Consider the following 15,825-nt stretch of genomic DNA (forward strand, 5'->3'; position numbering starts at 1 on the left):
CAGGGGTAGGCTGGGATGACCCGGGATTCGAAGAGAATTTCGGGTTTTCGTGTTGCCTGCTTTTCCGTGAACCCACAGGAGTTTCCGCCATGAGCCCCACTGGCCCGTCCCATCCTGGCCCGTCCCATCCTGGCCCGTCGCACGCTGGTCCCTCGCTTGCCGGACTGCGCCCTGTGCTGGCCGAAGACCAGACGTTCGCGCGGGTCCAGGCGGAGGCAGCGAGGGGGTTTGACGTCCGGGGCCAGGATTACCAGATCAGTGCGCCGGCCGGACTCCGCGCCGTCCTGCTGGCGGAAATGGCAGACGGCCTGACCGCCGGTGCCAAAGAAGGAACGCCCGACGGCGGGCTCCCCCCTGTGGTGCTGGCAGTCACCGCGACAGGACGCGAAGCCGAGGATCTGACGGCGGCCCTGCGCGCTTACCTGCCAGCCGATTCAGTGGCCGAGTTCCCCAGCTGGGAAACCCTGCCGCACGAGCGGCTTTCACCCCGCTCGGACACCGTGGGCCGGCGGCTGTCCGTCCTGCGTCGCCTGGCGCACCCGGAAGGTTCGACGGCGGGCCCCCTGCGTGTGGTGGTGGCGCCGGTCCGCGCGGTGGTCCAGCCGATCGTCGCCGGGCTCGGTGACCTGGTTCCGGTCACGTTGAAGGTGGGACAGGACATGCCGTTCACCAACGTGGTGCGAAGCCTGGCCGACGCCGCCTATGCACGCGTGGACATGGTCACCCACCGTGGCGAATTTGCCGTCCGCGGCGGTATCATCGACGTCTTCCCGCCCACCGAGGACCATCCCATCCGCGTGGAGTTCTTCGGCGACGAGGTGGACCAGATGCGCTGGTTCGCGGTGGCCGACCAGCGCTCGCTGTCGGCGCCCGGCGTGCATCACCCCACCGAGCTCCACGCCCCGCCCTGCCGCGAAATCCTGATCACACCGTCGGTGATGTCCCGCGCGGCCACCCTGAAGGCGCAGCTCCCCGCGGCCGCGGACATGCTGGAGAAGATCGCCGGCGGCATCGCAGTGGAAGGCATGGAATCCCTGGCACCGGTGCTGGTGGATGCCATGGTCCCGTTCGTGGAGCAGCTGCCCGCCGGGTCCATCTCGGTGATCATTGAACCGGAAAAGGTCCGCAGGCGCGCGCACGATCTTGCTGCCACCAACGAGGAGTTCCTGGAAGCAGCCTGGTCCACGGCCTCGGATGGCGGCACGGCTCCGCTGGACCTCAGCTCGCAGGCTTCGGCAGCTTTGCACTCCGCCAGCTTCCGTTCCCTGGCTGAAACCCGGAGCTTCTCGCTGGAGCACGAGGTGTCCTGGTGGTCCATCACGTCGCTGGCCACGGACGAGGAGCTGCTGCCGGAGATCGACGTCCTGAACCTCCGAGCCCGCGAGCCACGCGGGTACCAGGGCGACGTGGCCGAGATGATGGACTTCATTGGCTCGCACGTCCGGGACCAGTGGCGGATCGTCGTGGCCACGGAGGGTCCCGGCCCTGCGCAGCGCCTTGCGGAACTCTTCCACGATGCCGACATCCCCTGTGCCCGGGTGGACACCCTTGAGAAGGAGCCGCAGGCGGGCATCATCGAGGTGACTACTGCCGCCGTCGGACGCGGTTTTGTCCTGGACAGCCTCAAGCTGGGGCTGCTGACCGAAGCGGACCTGCTGGGACGGACCTCCGCGGGCTCCACCAAGGACATGCGGCGCATGCCGTCCAAGCGGCGGAACGCCGTGGACCCGTTGCAGCTGGTCAACGGCGATTCCGTGGTGCACGAACAGCACGGCATTGGCCGCTTCATTGAACTCATCCAGCGCAAGGTGGCCGGCGGCGGCGACGGCGTCCGCGAATACCTGGTCCTGGAATACGCCCCGTCCAAGCGCGGCGCTCCCGGGGACCGGCTGTTTGTCCCCACCGACCAGCTGGACCAGGTGACCCGCTACGTCGGCGGCGACACTCCGGTGCTGAGCAAGATGGGCGGCTCGGACTGGGCCAGCACCAAGTCCAAGGCACGCAAGGCCGTCAAGGAAATCGCCGGCGAACTCATCCGGCTGTACTCCGCGAGGATGGCCTCAAAGGGGCATGCCTTCGGACCGGACACCCCGTGGCAGCGCGAGCTGGAGGAGGCCTTCCCGTATGTGGAGACGCCGGACCAGCTGACCACCATCAACGAGGTCAAGGCGGACATGGAGCGGGAGATCCCCATGGACCGCCTGGTGTCCGGCGACGTGGGCTACGGCAAGACCGAGATCGCGGTCCGGGCGGCGTTCAAGGCCGTCCAGGACGGGAAGCAGGTGGCGGTCCTGGTGCCCACCACCTTGCTGGCCCAGCAGCACTACGAGACGTTCACCGAACGCTTCTCCGGCTTCCCCCTGCGGGTCAAGGCCCTGTCACGGTTCCAGGGGACCAAGGAAACCAAAGAGACCGTGGAGGGCGTCAAGAGCGGCTCCGTTGACGTCGTTATTGGCACTCACCGCCTGCTCTCCAAGGACTTCGCGTTCAAGGACCTGGGCCTGGTAATCGTGGACGAAGAGCAGCGCTTCGGCGTGGAACACAAGGAAGCGCTGAAGAAGATGCGCACCAACGTGGACGTACTGGCCATGAGCGCCACACCCATTCCGCGGACCCTGGAGATGTCCCTGACCGGGATCCGGGAAACCTCCACGCTGGCCACGCCGCCGGAGGAACGCCACCCCGTGCTGACCTACGTGGGCCCGTACACGGATAAGCAGACCTCGGCAGCCATCCGGCGTGAGCTGATGCGCGAAGGCCAGGTTTTCTTTGTCCACAACCGCGTGTCCACCATCGAACGGACGGCCGCCAGGATCCGTGAACTGGTTCCGGAAGCGCGCGTTGAGGTGGCGCACGGGCAGATGTCCGAGAGCCGGCTGGAGCAGATCATCGTGGACTTCTGGGAAAAGCGCTTCGACGTCCTGGTCTGCACCACCATCATCGAAACCGGCCTGGACATCTCCAACGCCAACACCCTGATCGTGGACGGAGCCGACAAGTACGGCCTCTCCCAGCTGCACCAACTCCGCGGCCGGGTGGGCCGCGGCCGTGAACGCGCCTATGCCTACTTCCTGTACCCGTCCGAGAAGCCGCTGGGCGAGGTGGCCCTGGAACGGCTCAAGGCCGTCGCCACCCACAACGAGCTCGGCGCCGGCATGCAGCTGGCCATGAAGGACCTCGAAATCCGCGGCGCCGGCAACCTGCTGGGCGGCGAGCAGTCCGGCCACATCCAGGGCGTCGGCTTCGACCTCTACATCCGCCTGGTGGGTGAGGCGGTAGCCGACTTCCGCGGCGACGCCGAGGAGAAGGCTGCCGAAATGAAGATCGAGCTGCCGGTCAACGCCCACCTCCCGCACGATTATGTGCCGGGGGAGCGGCTCCGCCTGGAGGCCTACCGCAAGCTGGCCTCCGCGTTGACGTACGAGGCCATCGAGGAGGTCCTGGCCGAGCTTGTGGACCGCTACGGCGAGCCGCCGCTGCCGGTCCAGAACCTCATCGCCGTGGCCCGCTTCCGGGTGGGTGCCCGCGAAGCCGGCCTGTCCGACGTCGCGCTGCAGGGGAACTTCATCAAGTTCTCGCCGGCGCAGCTGCCGGAGTCGAAACTGATGCGGCTGACCCGGATGTACCCGGGTTCGCAGTCCAAGCCCACCCTGGACGCGGTGCTGATTCCGAAGCCCAAGACCGCCAGGATCGGCGGCCGCGACCTGCAGGACGCCGAAATCCTGGAATGGGCCAACGGGGTCATCCGCAACATTTTCTCTGACGCACCGCTGGCGGTGAGTTAGAGCTTGATGGGAGGACATCACGCCGCGTCGGGAGCCGCGGCGTGGGTAGCTATTGCCTCAACGGGACCGTACACACTGGGCTGGTATCCGCTGGACGCAACGGGAATCCTCATTGGCGGGATGGCGACGGCGGGAACGGCGCTCGTGTGCGACTGGGACCACCGCCACAGCACGGTAGCCAACTCGCTGCCGCCGCTGTCCAATGTGATTGCCGTGGGGATTGAAAACGTCAGCGGCGGGCACCGGCAGGGCACCCACTCCGTGCTCGGCGCGGCGTGCTTTGTGCTGCTGGCCATGATGGCCGGACAGTTCCAGCTGCAGACGGACTGGGGCCTGCTGTCGGTGGGTGCCGGCCTGCTGTGCATGTTCATGATCAACATTGCGGCCAAGGCGCTGAAGCTGTTTCCCAAGTCCGGCTTTATCAGCAACTGGATCTTTGCCCTGACCATGGCCGGACTGGTCACATGGTTCGCGCCTGAACAGTGGACCTGGCTCCCCGTATCGATGCTGACCGGGGTAGTGGTCCACATCGTGGGGGACATGATCACCACCGGGGGCGTGCCGCTGCTCTGGCCGATCGTCATCAAGCCACCGAAGTTCCTCCGGAAGCTGCCGGTGCTCAACGACGTCTGGAAAGCCAACGGCGCCTTTTCCCTGCCGCTGCTGGGCCGCGCAGGTTCCCGGCGCGAGTGGCTGGTGCTGATCCCGGTCAGTGCCTACGCGATGGTGGGCATGTGCGTAGCGGCCTGGTCGTTGGCGAAAGCACATTTCCCTGCGGCCATGGCGATCGGAAAGACCACGGTCAGCCGCCTGCTTGGCGCGGGCTGACGCGGGCGCTACTAGGCGTCCATGACTTAAAAGGCTGCGGCCCCGGAGTATCCGGGGCCGCATTCCTTTGAGCTACCGAGGGTTCTTATTTCCCGCCGGCTGAATCGGAGCGGCCCATAACGGTCTGCGGGATCCAGAACGCCAGGAAAAACAGGCCAAGGCAGACGGCCATCGGCCACGGGTTGCCGAGCGTGAGGAAGGACAGGGAATAGATGGAGCCCAGGAACAGCGCCATCATGGGTACAAACAGAAGGATGCTGCCCATAAGGCTGTTCTCGTTCTGGGGGGTCTGTACCGTGGCGTTGCCGGACTCGGTGGTCTTGCTGGACATTCTTTCCTCCTCGGCCCCGCGGGGCTCAAACTGTGGCGGCTCCGGACCGGCGTCAGTAGCCGGATGAACCCTGTTCACCCTTGACGATCGCAATGCCGGAGCTGGCACCAATACGTGTTGCACCTGCAGCAATCATAGCCTGCGCGTCGGCCAGGGAACGTACGCCGCCGGATGCCTTGACGCCAAGATCGGGGCCTACAGTGCGGCGCATCAGGGCGATGTCTTCGGCCGTGGCACCCCCGCCGTTGAACCCCGTGGACGTCTTGACGAAGTCCGCCCCTGCTGCAGCGGACGCCTGGCAGGCAAGGACCTTCTGGTCGTCGCTGAGCAACGCTGTTTCGATGATGACCTTCAGGATGGCTCCGCCCGCGTGGACCGCCTCTGCGACGGCGGAGATATCGTCCACCAGCGCACCCTTGTCACCGGCACGGGCCGCCGCGATGTTGATGACCATGTCGATTTCGTCCGCACCGTCCAGCACCGCGCCGCGGGCTTCAAAGGCCTTCACGTCGCTGGGCGTGGCACCCATGGGAAAGCCGATCACCGAGCAGGTCAGGACCCCGGACCCCTTGAGCGCGGTCTTGACCGTCTTGACCCAGAGTGGGTTCACGCAGACTGACTTGAAGTGGTATTCAGCGGCCTCGGCACAGACTTTGAGGATCTCCGCTTCGCTGGCCTCGGGCTTGAGCAGCGTGTGGTCGATGTAGGAAGCGATGTTGTCCGACGCTGAGTCAGTACCGGCTCCAGTCTGGCGGGCAGGAGTGGCTGCGTTGCTCATGATGGTCCTTTCCATGTGGCCTTATGGGCCGCCGGAGCCACGCAGTGCGTGGCTGTTCAGGTGACCATCTTGTCACAGCGGGTGTCACGGCGGGCGGACGCTCAGGCGGCCGCAGGCACACGATCCGCCGCACCCGCGGACGGGCCTTCCGCCGCTGATATCGCGGTCATCAGCTGTGCGGCGCAGGCGCCCGCGGCAGAAGCCGCCGCGACCATCAGTCCCAGCCGGACGCCGTTGAACGCTGCGGCATCACCGATGGCCCAGATGCCGGGAACGGAGGTCCGGAAGTCCTGGCTGATGGCGATCCCGCCGCCGGGTGCCGTGCGGACCCCGGCGCTTGCCGCGAGCCCGTCCCGGGACACTCTTTCCTCGGCCAGGACCACAAGATCGCCGAACATGGTGCTGCCGTCGACCAAAACGATTCCAGAGGCGTTGGGCCCCGAGCCGGGAACGGGCGCCTTCACCGCGGCGGGCCGGAGCGTGGTGCGGATGGGCCTGACCCCGCGGGCGCGCAGCACGGCCTCGGCCTGTCCTGCGGCGGTGCCGGTGCCCACCAGGATGCCGAGGGGGCGGCGGCCCAGTTCTGTGGTGAGGTCCCGAACGGCTGCGCCAATGGCGGAGGCGTCGTCGATCGTGGAATAGCTCAGGCAGTGGGCGGCACCCTCCACGGGGACCTCCTCCGGTGCCGAACCCGTGGCGATGACCAGGTGGTCATAACCGAATTCCATGCCGTCCGCGGTGGACACCGTGCGGGTTCCGGCGTCGACGAAACTGGCAGGCTGGCCGAAGCGGAGTGAGACCTGGGGCAGTGCGGCCAGGTCCAGGAGTTCCGCGGAGGCGTCGTCCCGGTTGCTCAGCACCGTGACGGTGCCGCCGAACCGGGCGCGGTTCAACTGGCTGACCAGGGCCTGCGCTGCCGGCCCTGCCCCGGCGATGACGATACGGGGGGAGCCGGCGGCGGGCCCGGAAGCCGGGGCCCTGGGGACGGAGGTGACAGTGGAGGGTGCGGATGCGGACATGTGCTGGCCCTTTCGCCGGCGGCCGTCAGTGTATTCCGGCCGGGAAGTTCGTGGTGAACCCCAGCCTAGGCCGCCTGTTTTTCCACCGTGTTTCCATATGGTCGCTGCCATTTACCGCCCGGTAACAATTGGAGGGAAGGGAGGTGCTAGACCCGGATCCGGTAACCCCTCTTGACCACTGTTTCCACCAGGCGGCCGTCCGGCAGCGAGGACCGCAGGCGGCTGACAGTCATGTCCAGGGCGTGGACGGAGCCCTTGAGCTCGAGCAGCTCCGACAGCGATTCCCGGGAAAGCACGGCTCCACCTGCCCCCAACAGGGCACGCAGCAGCAGCAGCGGCGCAGGCGCCAGCTCAACCTGCGCTCCGTCGATTCGCAGGCTGCGCCCGCGGAGCTCAAGGTTGCCGGATGCGGTGTCCAGCCGACGCACGTGGTTCAGGGCAAGGTGCTCGCACACCAGCCGGATGAGGGCGCCCATCCGGAACCGCTCCGGAATGAGCGGCGAGATACCTGCGTCGATCAGTGGCTGGGCCGTGACGGGCCCCACCACTGCCGTGGTGACATTGGTTTTCAGGCTTTCGATGAGCTGCTTGTACACGCCCATTTCGTGGGCGGTGCTCCACACGGCATCGACGGCGGGGGCGCTGGTGAAGGTGAGCACGTCCAAGTTGCCGCTGCACACAGCCTCGATGAGGCGCGGAAGCCGGTCTTCGCCGTCGGGCTTTACCCAGCGGTAGGGGGTGACGGTCAGGACTGTGGCGCCGGACATCCGCAGCCGTTCCAGCTGCCGGACGTCCGTGTAGCCGTGCAGCTGCACGGCCACGGTCTTGCCGCGCACGCCTTCGGCGAGCAGCATGTCCACCAGCGTTGCGGTGGTTTCGTCGCTGCTGATGCCGACGTCGGCGAGTCCGGCCGCGCGGACGGCGCCACGGGCTTTGGGGCCGCGGACGAACATCCGGCATGCCCCGAGGGTTTCCAGCAGCTGCTCACCGATTCCAAACGAATCGGCAGCTTCGCACCAGCGGCGCATGCCGTACGCCGTGGTGGCGATGCACAGGTCCGGGCGTGCGGCGATGATGGCCTTGGTGTCCTCGATCAGGCGGATGTCCTCCTGCACCGGAGCGATCTTGAGGGCGGGCGCGTGAAGTACTTCCGCGCCGCGGCGTTCCAGAGCCTCGATGAGGTCCCGGGAGCGGCGGTGCGAGGTGACTCCGATGCGGAAGCCCTCCAACGGGGAGTCCGCAGCCTCCGGCCCGGACGTCGCTTCAAGCTGGGCAGGTTCAGCTGGTGCCAGTGCGTTCATGGGGGTCAATCCTTTCATGAACCGAGCAGCGAGGCCGCCAGCCGGTCGAGGTCGGCGGCGGCCTCAGCATGCCCGCGGTTGGCTTCCGCCACGCGAACCACCTCGCCAATGACCAGCACAGCGGGATTGCTGCACCCGGCGGCGGCTGAGGTGATGGTGCCAAGGTCCGCGATGGTGGTGCGCTGGCCGGGGCGGTAACCGCGTTCGACGACGGCCATGGGCATGTCGGGGCGCATGCCGGCTTTACGGAGTCCGGCCGCGAGCTGGTGCAGGGTGCCGATGCCCATCAGGACCACAATGGTGCCGCCCAGCCCGGCCAGGTGGGTGTGTTCCTTTTCGGTCAGCGGCGCGTGGCCGGAGACCACGGTGAACATATGGCTGACTTCCCGGTGCGTGACGGGGATGCCGGCGGCCGCCGGGACGGAGATCGCGCTGGTGACGCCGGAGATGACACGGACGGGCACGCCCGCCGCCACGCAGGAGGCCACTTCCTCGCCGCCCCGGCCGAAGACGTAGGGGTCGCCGCCCTTGAGGCGGACCACGTTGTTTCCGGCGAGGGCGCTCTCCACCATCAGCTTTTCGATGTCTGCCTGGCCCACCTTGTGGTGGCCGGGCTTCTTGCCCACATCCACCAGCTCGGCGGAGGTCAGGTCCGGCAGGTCCTGGCACGGAGCCAGCCGGTCGAAGAACACCACGTCCGCATCGCGGAGGGCCTTGACGGCGGCGACGGTCAGCAGGTCGGTGGTGCCGGGTCCGCCACCCACCAGGGTGACGTGGCCGACGGGTCCGGCCGCCGGCTCGGCCGCCACCGGGATGCCGGTGGCGGCGCAGCGCTCGAGCAGAGACTCCCAGCCGGGCTGGCCGTCGTCGACCGCTGCGACCAGGAACGGACGCTCGGGGAGCGGGCCGTCATGCGCTGCACCCGCAGGGGTACTGAGGCGGTAGACGACGGCGCCCGCGGCCTCGTAGCGGCGCACCGCCTGGCGGGCGGCGTGGTCGGAGCCGGTGACCAGGACTTCGCGGCCGGTGAGATCAATGCTGAGCTGCATGGCTATACCTCGTTCTCGGCGCGGGGCCGCATGGGGATGGAGGCGCCGATCAGGACTGGTTGCTGGCTGGCAAGGGTCTTTTCTTCCGGAGTGGCAGGGCGCATCTGGCCACGCTCGTCGGAGACGAAGGTGATGGAGTCATCCTTCTGGTCGGGGGCGTTGACGAAGGAACGGAACCGGCGCAGGCGCTCGGGGTCCTTCAGGGTGTCCGCCCATTCGTCCACGTAGGTATCAACGTGCTTGGCCATGGCGGCCTCGAGCTCCTCGGCGATGCCCAGGGTGTCCTTGACCACCACGTCCTCGACGTGCTTGATGCCGCCGTCGAGCTCTTCCTGCCAGCGCGCGGTGCGCTGCAGGCGGTCGGCCGTGCGGATGTAGTACATAAAGTAGCGGTCGATGTACTTGATCAGGGTTTCGTCGTCGAGGTCCTTGGCCAGCAGCTGGGCGTGGGCCGGGGTGGCGCCGCCGTTGCCGCCGACGTACAGGTTCCAGCCGTCGGCCGTGGCGATCACGCCGACGTCCTTGCCGCGGGCCTCGGCGCATTCGCGGGCGCAGCCGGAGACGCCCATCTTGAGCTTGTGCGGGCTGCGGAGGCCGCGGTACCGGAGCTCGAGCTGGATGGCCATGGCCACCGAGTCCTGGACACCGAAGCGGCACCAGGTGGAACCAACACACGACTTCACCGTGCGCAGGCTCTTGCCGTACGCCTGGCCGGATTCGAAGCCGGCGTCCACCAGTTCCTTCCAGATTTCCGGAAGCTCTTCCAGCCGGGCACCGAACATGTCGATCCGCTGGCCGCCGGTGATCTTGGTGTACAGGTTGTACTTCTCGGCCACGGCGGCGATGACGCCGAGCTTCTTGGGGGTGATTTCACCGCCGGCAATGCGGGGGACCACCGAGTACGTGCCGTCCTTCTGCATGTTCGCGAGGGCGCGGTCGTTGGTGTCCTGCAGGGTACCGCGGCCGGCATCCAGGACGTAAGCACTGTTCTGGCTCGCCAGGATGTTGGCGATGGTCGGCTTGCAGATGTCGCAGCCGGCGCCGGTGCCGTACTTGGCCATGATCTCTTCGAAGGAGGTCAGTTCCAGGACGCGGATGGCGTCGAAGAGTTCCTGGCGGGACAGCTCGATGTGTTCGCAGAGTGCCTTGGAGACCTCGACGCCGGACTTGGTGAGTTCGGTTTCCAGCAGCTTCTTGAGCATCGGCACGCAGGATCCGCAGCTGGTTCCGGCGCGGGTGCAGCCCTTGAGCTCGCCAAGTTCCTGGACGGGGGCGTTGCCGTCGCAGGCGCCGCAGCCGTTGATGGTGTCGCGGATGGTGCCGGCGGCCACGTTGTTGCAGGAACACAGGATGGCGTCGTCCGGGAGTTCGGTTTCCGGGGCGTCGCCGCCGCCGGCCGCGCTCAAGTAGGCGCCGGGTTCAGCGGCAAGTTCGCGGCCCAGAAGCGGACGCAGGCTCATGTACGGAGTTGCGTCGCCTACGAAGATGCCGCCGAGCAGGGTCTTGGCATCATCGGTGGTGACGATCTTCTGGTAGACACCGCGGGCGGGGTCGGCGTAGACGATTTCAAGGGAGTGCTCGGTCTTGGCGAACCCGTCACCGAAGCTGGCAACGTCGACGCCGGAGAGCTTGAGCTTCGTGGCAGTGTCAAAGCCGGGGAAGGTGGCTTCGCCGCCGTGGAGGCGGTCCGCGACGATCTCGGCCATGGTGTTCGCGGGGGCAACCAGGCCCAGGCACATGCCTTCAAAGTTGGCCACTTCACCGATAGCCCAGATACCCGGAACTTCCGTGGCGCAGAAATCGTTGATGACAACGCCGCCGCGCTGGCCCAGGCTGAACAGCTGCTCTTCGCCTTCGGCTGCGCGGAAGAGTTCATCGCGCGGCCGGACGCCGATGGCGACGATCACGAGGTCAGCGTCGATAATGCGGCCGTCTGCCATGAGGACACCGGTGACCTCGCCGTCGTCGTCGGACAATACTTCCGAAGGGAATACGCCGCCGTGGACTGCGAAGCCTTTGGCCTTGATGAGCCGGCCCATTGCCTGGCCCGCGCCTTCATCCAGCTGTGTGGCCATCAGCCACTGCGATCCGTCGATGACGATCGGGTTGGCGCCCAGCTGCTCCGTGCCGGCGGCCGATTCGAGCCCGAGGAGGCCTCCACCGATAGTGACGGCGTTGACCTTGCGGCCGAGCTTCTCCGTGAGCCCGGTAATTGCCTCGTTGATGGCCCAGACGTCTTCGAGCGTGCGGTAGACGTGCGTGTGCTCGGCACCGGGGATGGGTAGGCGTGCGGCATTCGAGCCGGTGGCAACCACCAGGTCGTCGTATTCGAAGATGCTGCCGGCAGCGGTCTCAACCGTCTTTGCTTCGGCATTGATCTTGACCACGCGCTCGCCAGTCTTCAGAGACAGGGAGCCGTGGTCCCACATTGAAGCGGAGCCGAGGGTCAGGTCCACACTGCTGTCCGTCAGTGCCTTGGAGAGCGCCACGCGGTCGTAGGGGAGGTGGGCTTCTTCCGTGAGGACCGTGACGTCCCAGCCCTCAAGGCCCCGGGTGTGCATGGCATCGGCGAAGCGGTGGGCAGCAGGGCCGCCACCGGCGACGACGATCCGGCGCTTTGCCGTCTGGCGTGAAGTCTGTTCGGTCACTGTGGGCCTTTCGCATGTGCCGCAGACGATGTTCTGCGACTTTCTCTGACGAGGTGTCCATTCAGACTAGGTAGTCGCAGTTTCGCTTCAGTTTCCCAATTGTTTCGTAGGCTTAACTTCTGCATCACGAACGCGTTTCCGATTGGGTGAGGTCTCTTTTACGCGCCGGACACATTCACTGCACGCCTTTGAAACACCCGTTGCCTAAGTTGTTTGGTACGGCCATAGAGGTGGCCAATCAAGCACGGGGAGAGGAGCCGGACATGACGGCAACACTGGAACTTGGGGCGCTCGCCGCCGACACCGTTACCTGGCACCGGGTCTGCGCCGTGGACGAGCTTGAGCTCGCCTGGGGCGAAGCAGCACTCATTGCGGGCCGCCAGGTGGCACTCTTCCGGACCGGCCCCAGTGAGGTTTTTGCGGTGGCCCACGAAGATCCGGCCACCGGCGCCCACGTGATGGCACGCGGCATTCTGGGTTCACGCGGCACGCGCCCCACCATCGCTTCGCCGCTGCACAAAGAGGTCTACGACCTGGAAACCGGCGAATGCTTCGGAACCGCCGCGGTGCGCCTTGAAACGTTCAGCACGCGCATTTCCGACGGTTTCATCGAAGTCGAGGTCTAGGGCCGGGCGAACCGCCCTTGAGCTGCCCTACCCCGCATAAGCGGTTCGGGCCAGCAACGGTCATGCGGGGCGCGGCCGCCCCTATTCGAAGGCGGGCCGTCAACGTCAGATTCGCGGGCGGACCGAAACGTCAGAGCCCGAGGGCTTCGCGGACGTCGCCGAGCACATGGTCCAGGGCGGTCCGGGCTGCCTGGCGAGCTTCCGGCAGTTCGGCCGCCGACTCAACCGGGAGGATGACTTCCAGGTAGCACTTGAGCTTGGGCTCTGTGCCGCTGGGCCGGATGATGACCCGGGTCTCGTCCCGGGTTAGATACAGCAGGCCATCGGTGGGCGGCAAGTGCTCGCTCCCTTCGGCCAGGTCCACAAAAGTTTCAACAGCGGACGAACCGAACGAATCGGGCGGGCTGACCCGGAGCCGGTTCATCATGGCGTCCAGCAGGCCCAGGTCCGCCACCCGGATGCTCAGTTGGTCACTGGCGTGAAGCCCGTGCTGAAGGTAGAGCTCGTCCAGGGTGTCGAAGATGGTTTTTCCGTCCGCCTTGGCGGCGGCAGCCATTTCCGCGATGAGTACAGCGGCAGAGATCCCATCCTTGTCCCGGACCAGATCCGGTGCAACGCAATAGCCCAGGGCTTCCTCGTAGCCGTAGACCAGCCCGGGCACACGGGAAATCCATTTGAACCCGGTCAGCGTTTCCTCATGCGCGTATCCTGCCGCGGCGGCGATGCGGGAGAGCAGGCGCGAGGACACAATCGAATTGGCGAAGACGCCGGCCCCTTCACCACTGCCTGCTTCGTCCGCACTGCCGGATGCTTCGTCGGTGCCGGCCGCCAGCCGGGCCACAATGTGTGCCCCCAGCAGCGCCCCGACCTCATCGCCGCGAAGCATGCGCCACGCGCCGGTGTCAGGATCCTTGGCCGCCACTGCAGCTCGGTCCGCGTCCGGATCGTTGGCCAGGACAATGTCGGCGTCGACGCGGGCGGCAGTCTCAAAGGCCAGGTCCAGCGCGCCCGGTTCCTCCGGATTGGGAAAGTTCACCGTGGGAAAGTCGGGATCCGGTTCAGCCTGTTCGGCCACCAAGGTGACATCGGCAAAGCCGGCAGCATTCAGCACCGCCACGGCAGTTTCGCCGCCGACGCCGTGCATGGGCGTCAGGACAATCCGCAGGTCACGGGACGGAAAGCGGGCCGCATCGGCGAGTGCCGCCGTCGCGCGTTCATAATCCGCCGCAACCGACGGGTCCAGGACCGTCCAGCCGTCCGCGGCAAGGGTGATGGATTCCAGGGCGCCCACGGCCTCGATCCGCGCGGCGATCCTGGCGTCGTAGGGCGCAACGATCTGCGCTCCGCGGCCGCTGCCCTCCACGGCATGACGGCCCAGGTACACCTTGTAACCGTTGTCCTGCGGGGGATTGTGGCTGGCCGTCACCATCACGCCGCCGTCGCAATCGAGGGCCCGCACGGCGAAAGCGAGCAGCGGGGTGGGCAGCGCGGACGGCATCAGGAAGGTTTCAATCCCGGCGGCCGTGAAGATGGCCGCCGTTTCCTCGGCGAAGATGTCGGAGTTATAGCGGGCGTCATAGCCGACGACGGCGCGTGGCCGGGTCCCGGGCGCGGCTTCACCCACCGCATCAACCAGGAAGTCGGCGAGCCCGGCTGCGGCGCGGCGCACCACCACGCGGTTCATCCGGTTCGGCCCGGCGCCCAGGGCGGCGCGGAGGCCCGCGGTGCCGAACTGCAGCGTGCCGCTGAAGCTGTCTGCCAGCTCCTGTGACGCTGCGGGGGAGCCCTCCTCCGCGAGTTGCAGCAGCTCTGTGAGCTCTGCGGCTGTGGCGGGATCCGGATCTTTGGCCGCCCATTCGCGGGCTTGGCTGAACAAGGAAGCGGCATCGGAGGACGTCATGCGGTCAACGCTATCGTCATTGCTCCAGGAACTGTCCCTGAACACTCGCCTGTGACAGCGGAAACCAGCGAAATCCTTGCAGTAAATTTTCTGGACAAGTAACGTCGCGAATATGAAACTGGGGCAGGGTGTTGAGTGGGGGCTGCATAGCTGCGTCAATATGTCCTGGACCGCGCCGGGGGAGGCCGTCAGCAGCGCACGGCTGGCCGAGTTCTACAAGCTTCCCGCCGCGTACCTGAACAAGCAACTCCAGGCACTGGTGCGGGCCGGCATCCTGACCTCGGTGTCCGGCCCTCGGGGCGGCTTTTCGCTGGCCAGGCGTCCGGACCGGATTTCAGTCCTTGACGTGGTCCTCGCCATCGAAGGAAATGACCATGCCTTCCGGTGCGAAGGCATCGCCAAGGACGCGCCGGGCGGGAGTATGGACGCCGACTACGCCCGCACGTGCCTTATTTCGCAGACCATGCGCCATGCCGAAGTCACCTGGCGGACGGAGCTGTCCCGGCAGAGCATTGCCGGGATCGCCCAGTCCATCGAGCGCCGGTTTCCCGAGGCCCGGGAGTCCACCGTCCGGCAGCTCGTGGGCGCTAAGTCCTGACCAGCCCATAGGCAACGCGGGGTCACTTAGCGCCCGTTGGAAGGCCTCGGATGGGCGCTAAGTGACCCCGCGTTGTCCTACAGTTTTGCGATGATGCCCGCCAGCAGGTTGGAGATGCGCGGTCCGGCGGCCTGGCCGGACTCAATGACTTCCTGGTGGCTGAGTGGCATGGCGCTGATGCCGGCCGCAAGGTTGGTGACCAGTGAAATTCCGAACACCTCCATGCCTGCGTGGCGGCCGGCGATCGCTTCCAATGCGGTGGACATGCCCACCAGGTCCGCGCCGATCCGCTTGGCGTACTGGACCTCTGCCGGCGTTTCGTAATGCGGCCCGCTGAACTGGGCGTAGACACCTTCCTCCAGCGAGGCGTCCACTTCACGGGCGAGGGCGCGGATGCGCGAGCTGTACAGATCTGTCAGGTCAACGAACGTTGCGCCTTCCAGCGGAGACGTTGCGGTGAGGTTGATGTGATCTTTGATCAGCACCGGAGTGCCCGGCGTCCAGCTTTCGTTCAGCCCTCCGCAACCGTTGGTGAGGACCAGGGTTTTACAGCCGGCAGCGGCAGCTGTGCGGATGCCGTGGACCACGGCGCGGACGCCTTTGCCCTCGTAGTAGTGCGTCCGTGCGCCCAGGACCAGCGCGCGTTTGCCCTCTTTGGTCAGGACGGAGCGGATGGTGCCCACGTGTCCTTCGACCGCCGGGGCATGGAAGCCCGGGACGGTGTCAGCGGTCAGGGTGGCGGTGGTCTCGCCGATGAGGTCGGCGGCTTCGGCCCAGCCTGAGCCCAGGACGAGGGCGACGTCGTGGCTGTCCACTCCGGTCTCCTGGGCGATGTAGTCAGCGGCGGAGCGTGCCGCGGCGAAAGGGTCCGTGTTCTGGAAGTCTGTATTACTCACTGGTACAAGTTATCGTGCTGTTGCCGCTGTGCACAGTGGCAACAGAGTCGCTCCGGGCCGCGGCCG

12 protein-coding genes are annotated in these 15,825 nt (G+C 66.7%); 4 read left to right on the top strand and 8 right to left on the bottom strand.

The window, feature by feature from the left end; all coding sequences use genetic code 11:
- The first annotated feature begins 89 nt into the window (after positions 1-89).
- Positions 90-3,785, top strand: a complete 3,696-nt coding sequence (gene mfd / locus AC50YA_RS14490) for a transcription-repair coupling factor (protein WP_494982961.1) — start codon at positions 90-92, stop codon at positions 3,783-3,785.
- Between the two features lie 6 nt (positions 3,786-3,791).
- Positions 3,792-4,613, top strand: a complete 822-nt coding sequence (locus AC50YA_RS14495) for a metal-dependent hydrolase (RefSeq protein ID WP_494982962.1) — start codon at positions 3,792-3,794, stop codon at positions 4,611-4,613.
- An 85-nt stretch (positions 4,614-4,698) separates the two neighbouring features.
- On the opposite strand, the gene AC50YA_RS14500 is transcribed toward AC50YA_RS14495, so the two are convergent.
- The 6 genes from AC50YA_RS14500 to nirB all read right to left on the bottom strand — a co-directional run bounded on the left by AC50YA_RS14500 (position 4,699) and on the right by nirB (position 11,739).
- Positions 4,699-4,944 carry a hypothetical protein gene (locus AC50YA_RS14500; protein WP_494982963.1) on the bottom strand — a complete coding sequence of 82 codons (246 nt, stop codon included), beginning with the start codon at positions 4,942-4,944 and terminating at the stop codon, positions 4,699-4,701.
- A 52-nt stretch (positions 4,945-4,996) separates the two neighbouring features.
- Positions 4,997-5,722 carry a deoxyribose-phosphate aldolase gene (gene deoC / locus AC50YA_RS14505; protein ID WP_494982964.1) on the bottom strand — a complete coding sequence of 242 codons (726 nt, stop codon included), beginning with the start codon at positions 5,720-5,722 and terminating at the stop codon, positions 4,997-4,999.
- 101 nt (positions 5,723-5,823) lie between these two features.
- Positions 5,824-6,741: an FAD-dependent oxidoreductase gene (locus AC50YA_RS14510; protein ID WP_494982965.1), complete on the bottom strand. Its 918-nt coding sequence runs from the start codon at positions 6,739-6,741 to the stop codon at positions 5,824-5,826.
- 146 nt (positions 6,742-6,887) lie between these two features.
- Positions 6,888-8,042 carry a uroporphyrinogen-III synthase gene (locus AC50YA_RS14515; RefSeq protein WP_494982966.1) on the bottom strand — a complete coding sequence of 385 codons (1,155 nt, stop codon included), beginning with the start codon at positions 8,040-8,042 and terminating at the stop codon, positions 6,888-6,890.
- 14 nt (positions 8,043-8,056) lie between these two features.
- Entirely contained in the window at positions 8,057-9,091 is a 1,035-nt protein-coding gene (cobA, locus tag AC50YA_RS14520) for a uroporphyrinogen-III C-methyltransferase (protein WP_494982967.1), read from the bottom strand.
- 2 nt (positions 9,092-9,093) lie between these two features.
- Entirely contained in the window at positions 9,094-11,739 is a 2,646-nt protein-coding gene (gene nirB / locus AC50YA_RS14525; RefSeq protein ID WP_494982968.1) for a nitrite reductase large subunit NirB, read from the bottom strand.
- A gap of 263 nt (positions 11,740-12,002) precedes the next feature.
- On the opposite strand from nirB, the gene nirD reads away from it, so the two are divergent.
- On the top strand, positions 12,003-12,365 hold the full coding sequence (gene nirD / locus AC50YA_RS14530) for a nitrite reductase small subunit NirD (RefSeq protein WP_494982969.1): 363 nt from the start codon (positions 12,003-12,005) through the stop codon (positions 12,363-12,365).
- A 130-nt stretch (positions 12,366-12,495) separates the two neighbouring features.
- Here the strand turns inward: nirD and AC50YA_RS14535 are convergent, their stop codons facing one another.
- On the bottom strand, positions 12,496-14,265 hold the full coding sequence (locus AC50YA_RS14535; protein WP_494982970.1) for a phospho-sugar mutase: 1,770 nt from the start codon (positions 14,263-14,265) through the stop codon (positions 12,496-12,498).
- A 112-nt stretch (positions 14,266-14,377) separates the two neighbouring features.
- Between AC50YA_RS14535 and AC50YA_RS14540 the strand changes: the two genes are divergently transcribed.
- On the top strand, positions 14,378-14,863 hold the full coding sequence (locus AC50YA_RS14540; protein WP_494982971.1) for an RrF2 family transcriptional regulator: 486 nt from the start codon (positions 14,378-14,380) through the stop codon (positions 14,861-14,863).
- A 77-nt stretch (positions 14,864-14,940) separates the two neighbouring features.
- Here the strand turns inward: AC50YA_RS14540 and AC50YA_RS14545 are convergent, their stop codons facing one another.
- Positions 14,941-15,759, bottom strand: coding sequence for a purine-nucleoside phosphorylase (locus AC50YA_RS14545; protein ID WP_494982972.1), 819 nt, complete (start codon positions 15,757-15,759; stop codon positions 14,941-14,943).
- Positions 15,760-15,825: the final 66 nt, after the last annotated feature.

Source organism: Pseudarthrobacter sp. RHLT3-21, from assembly GCF_059383495.1.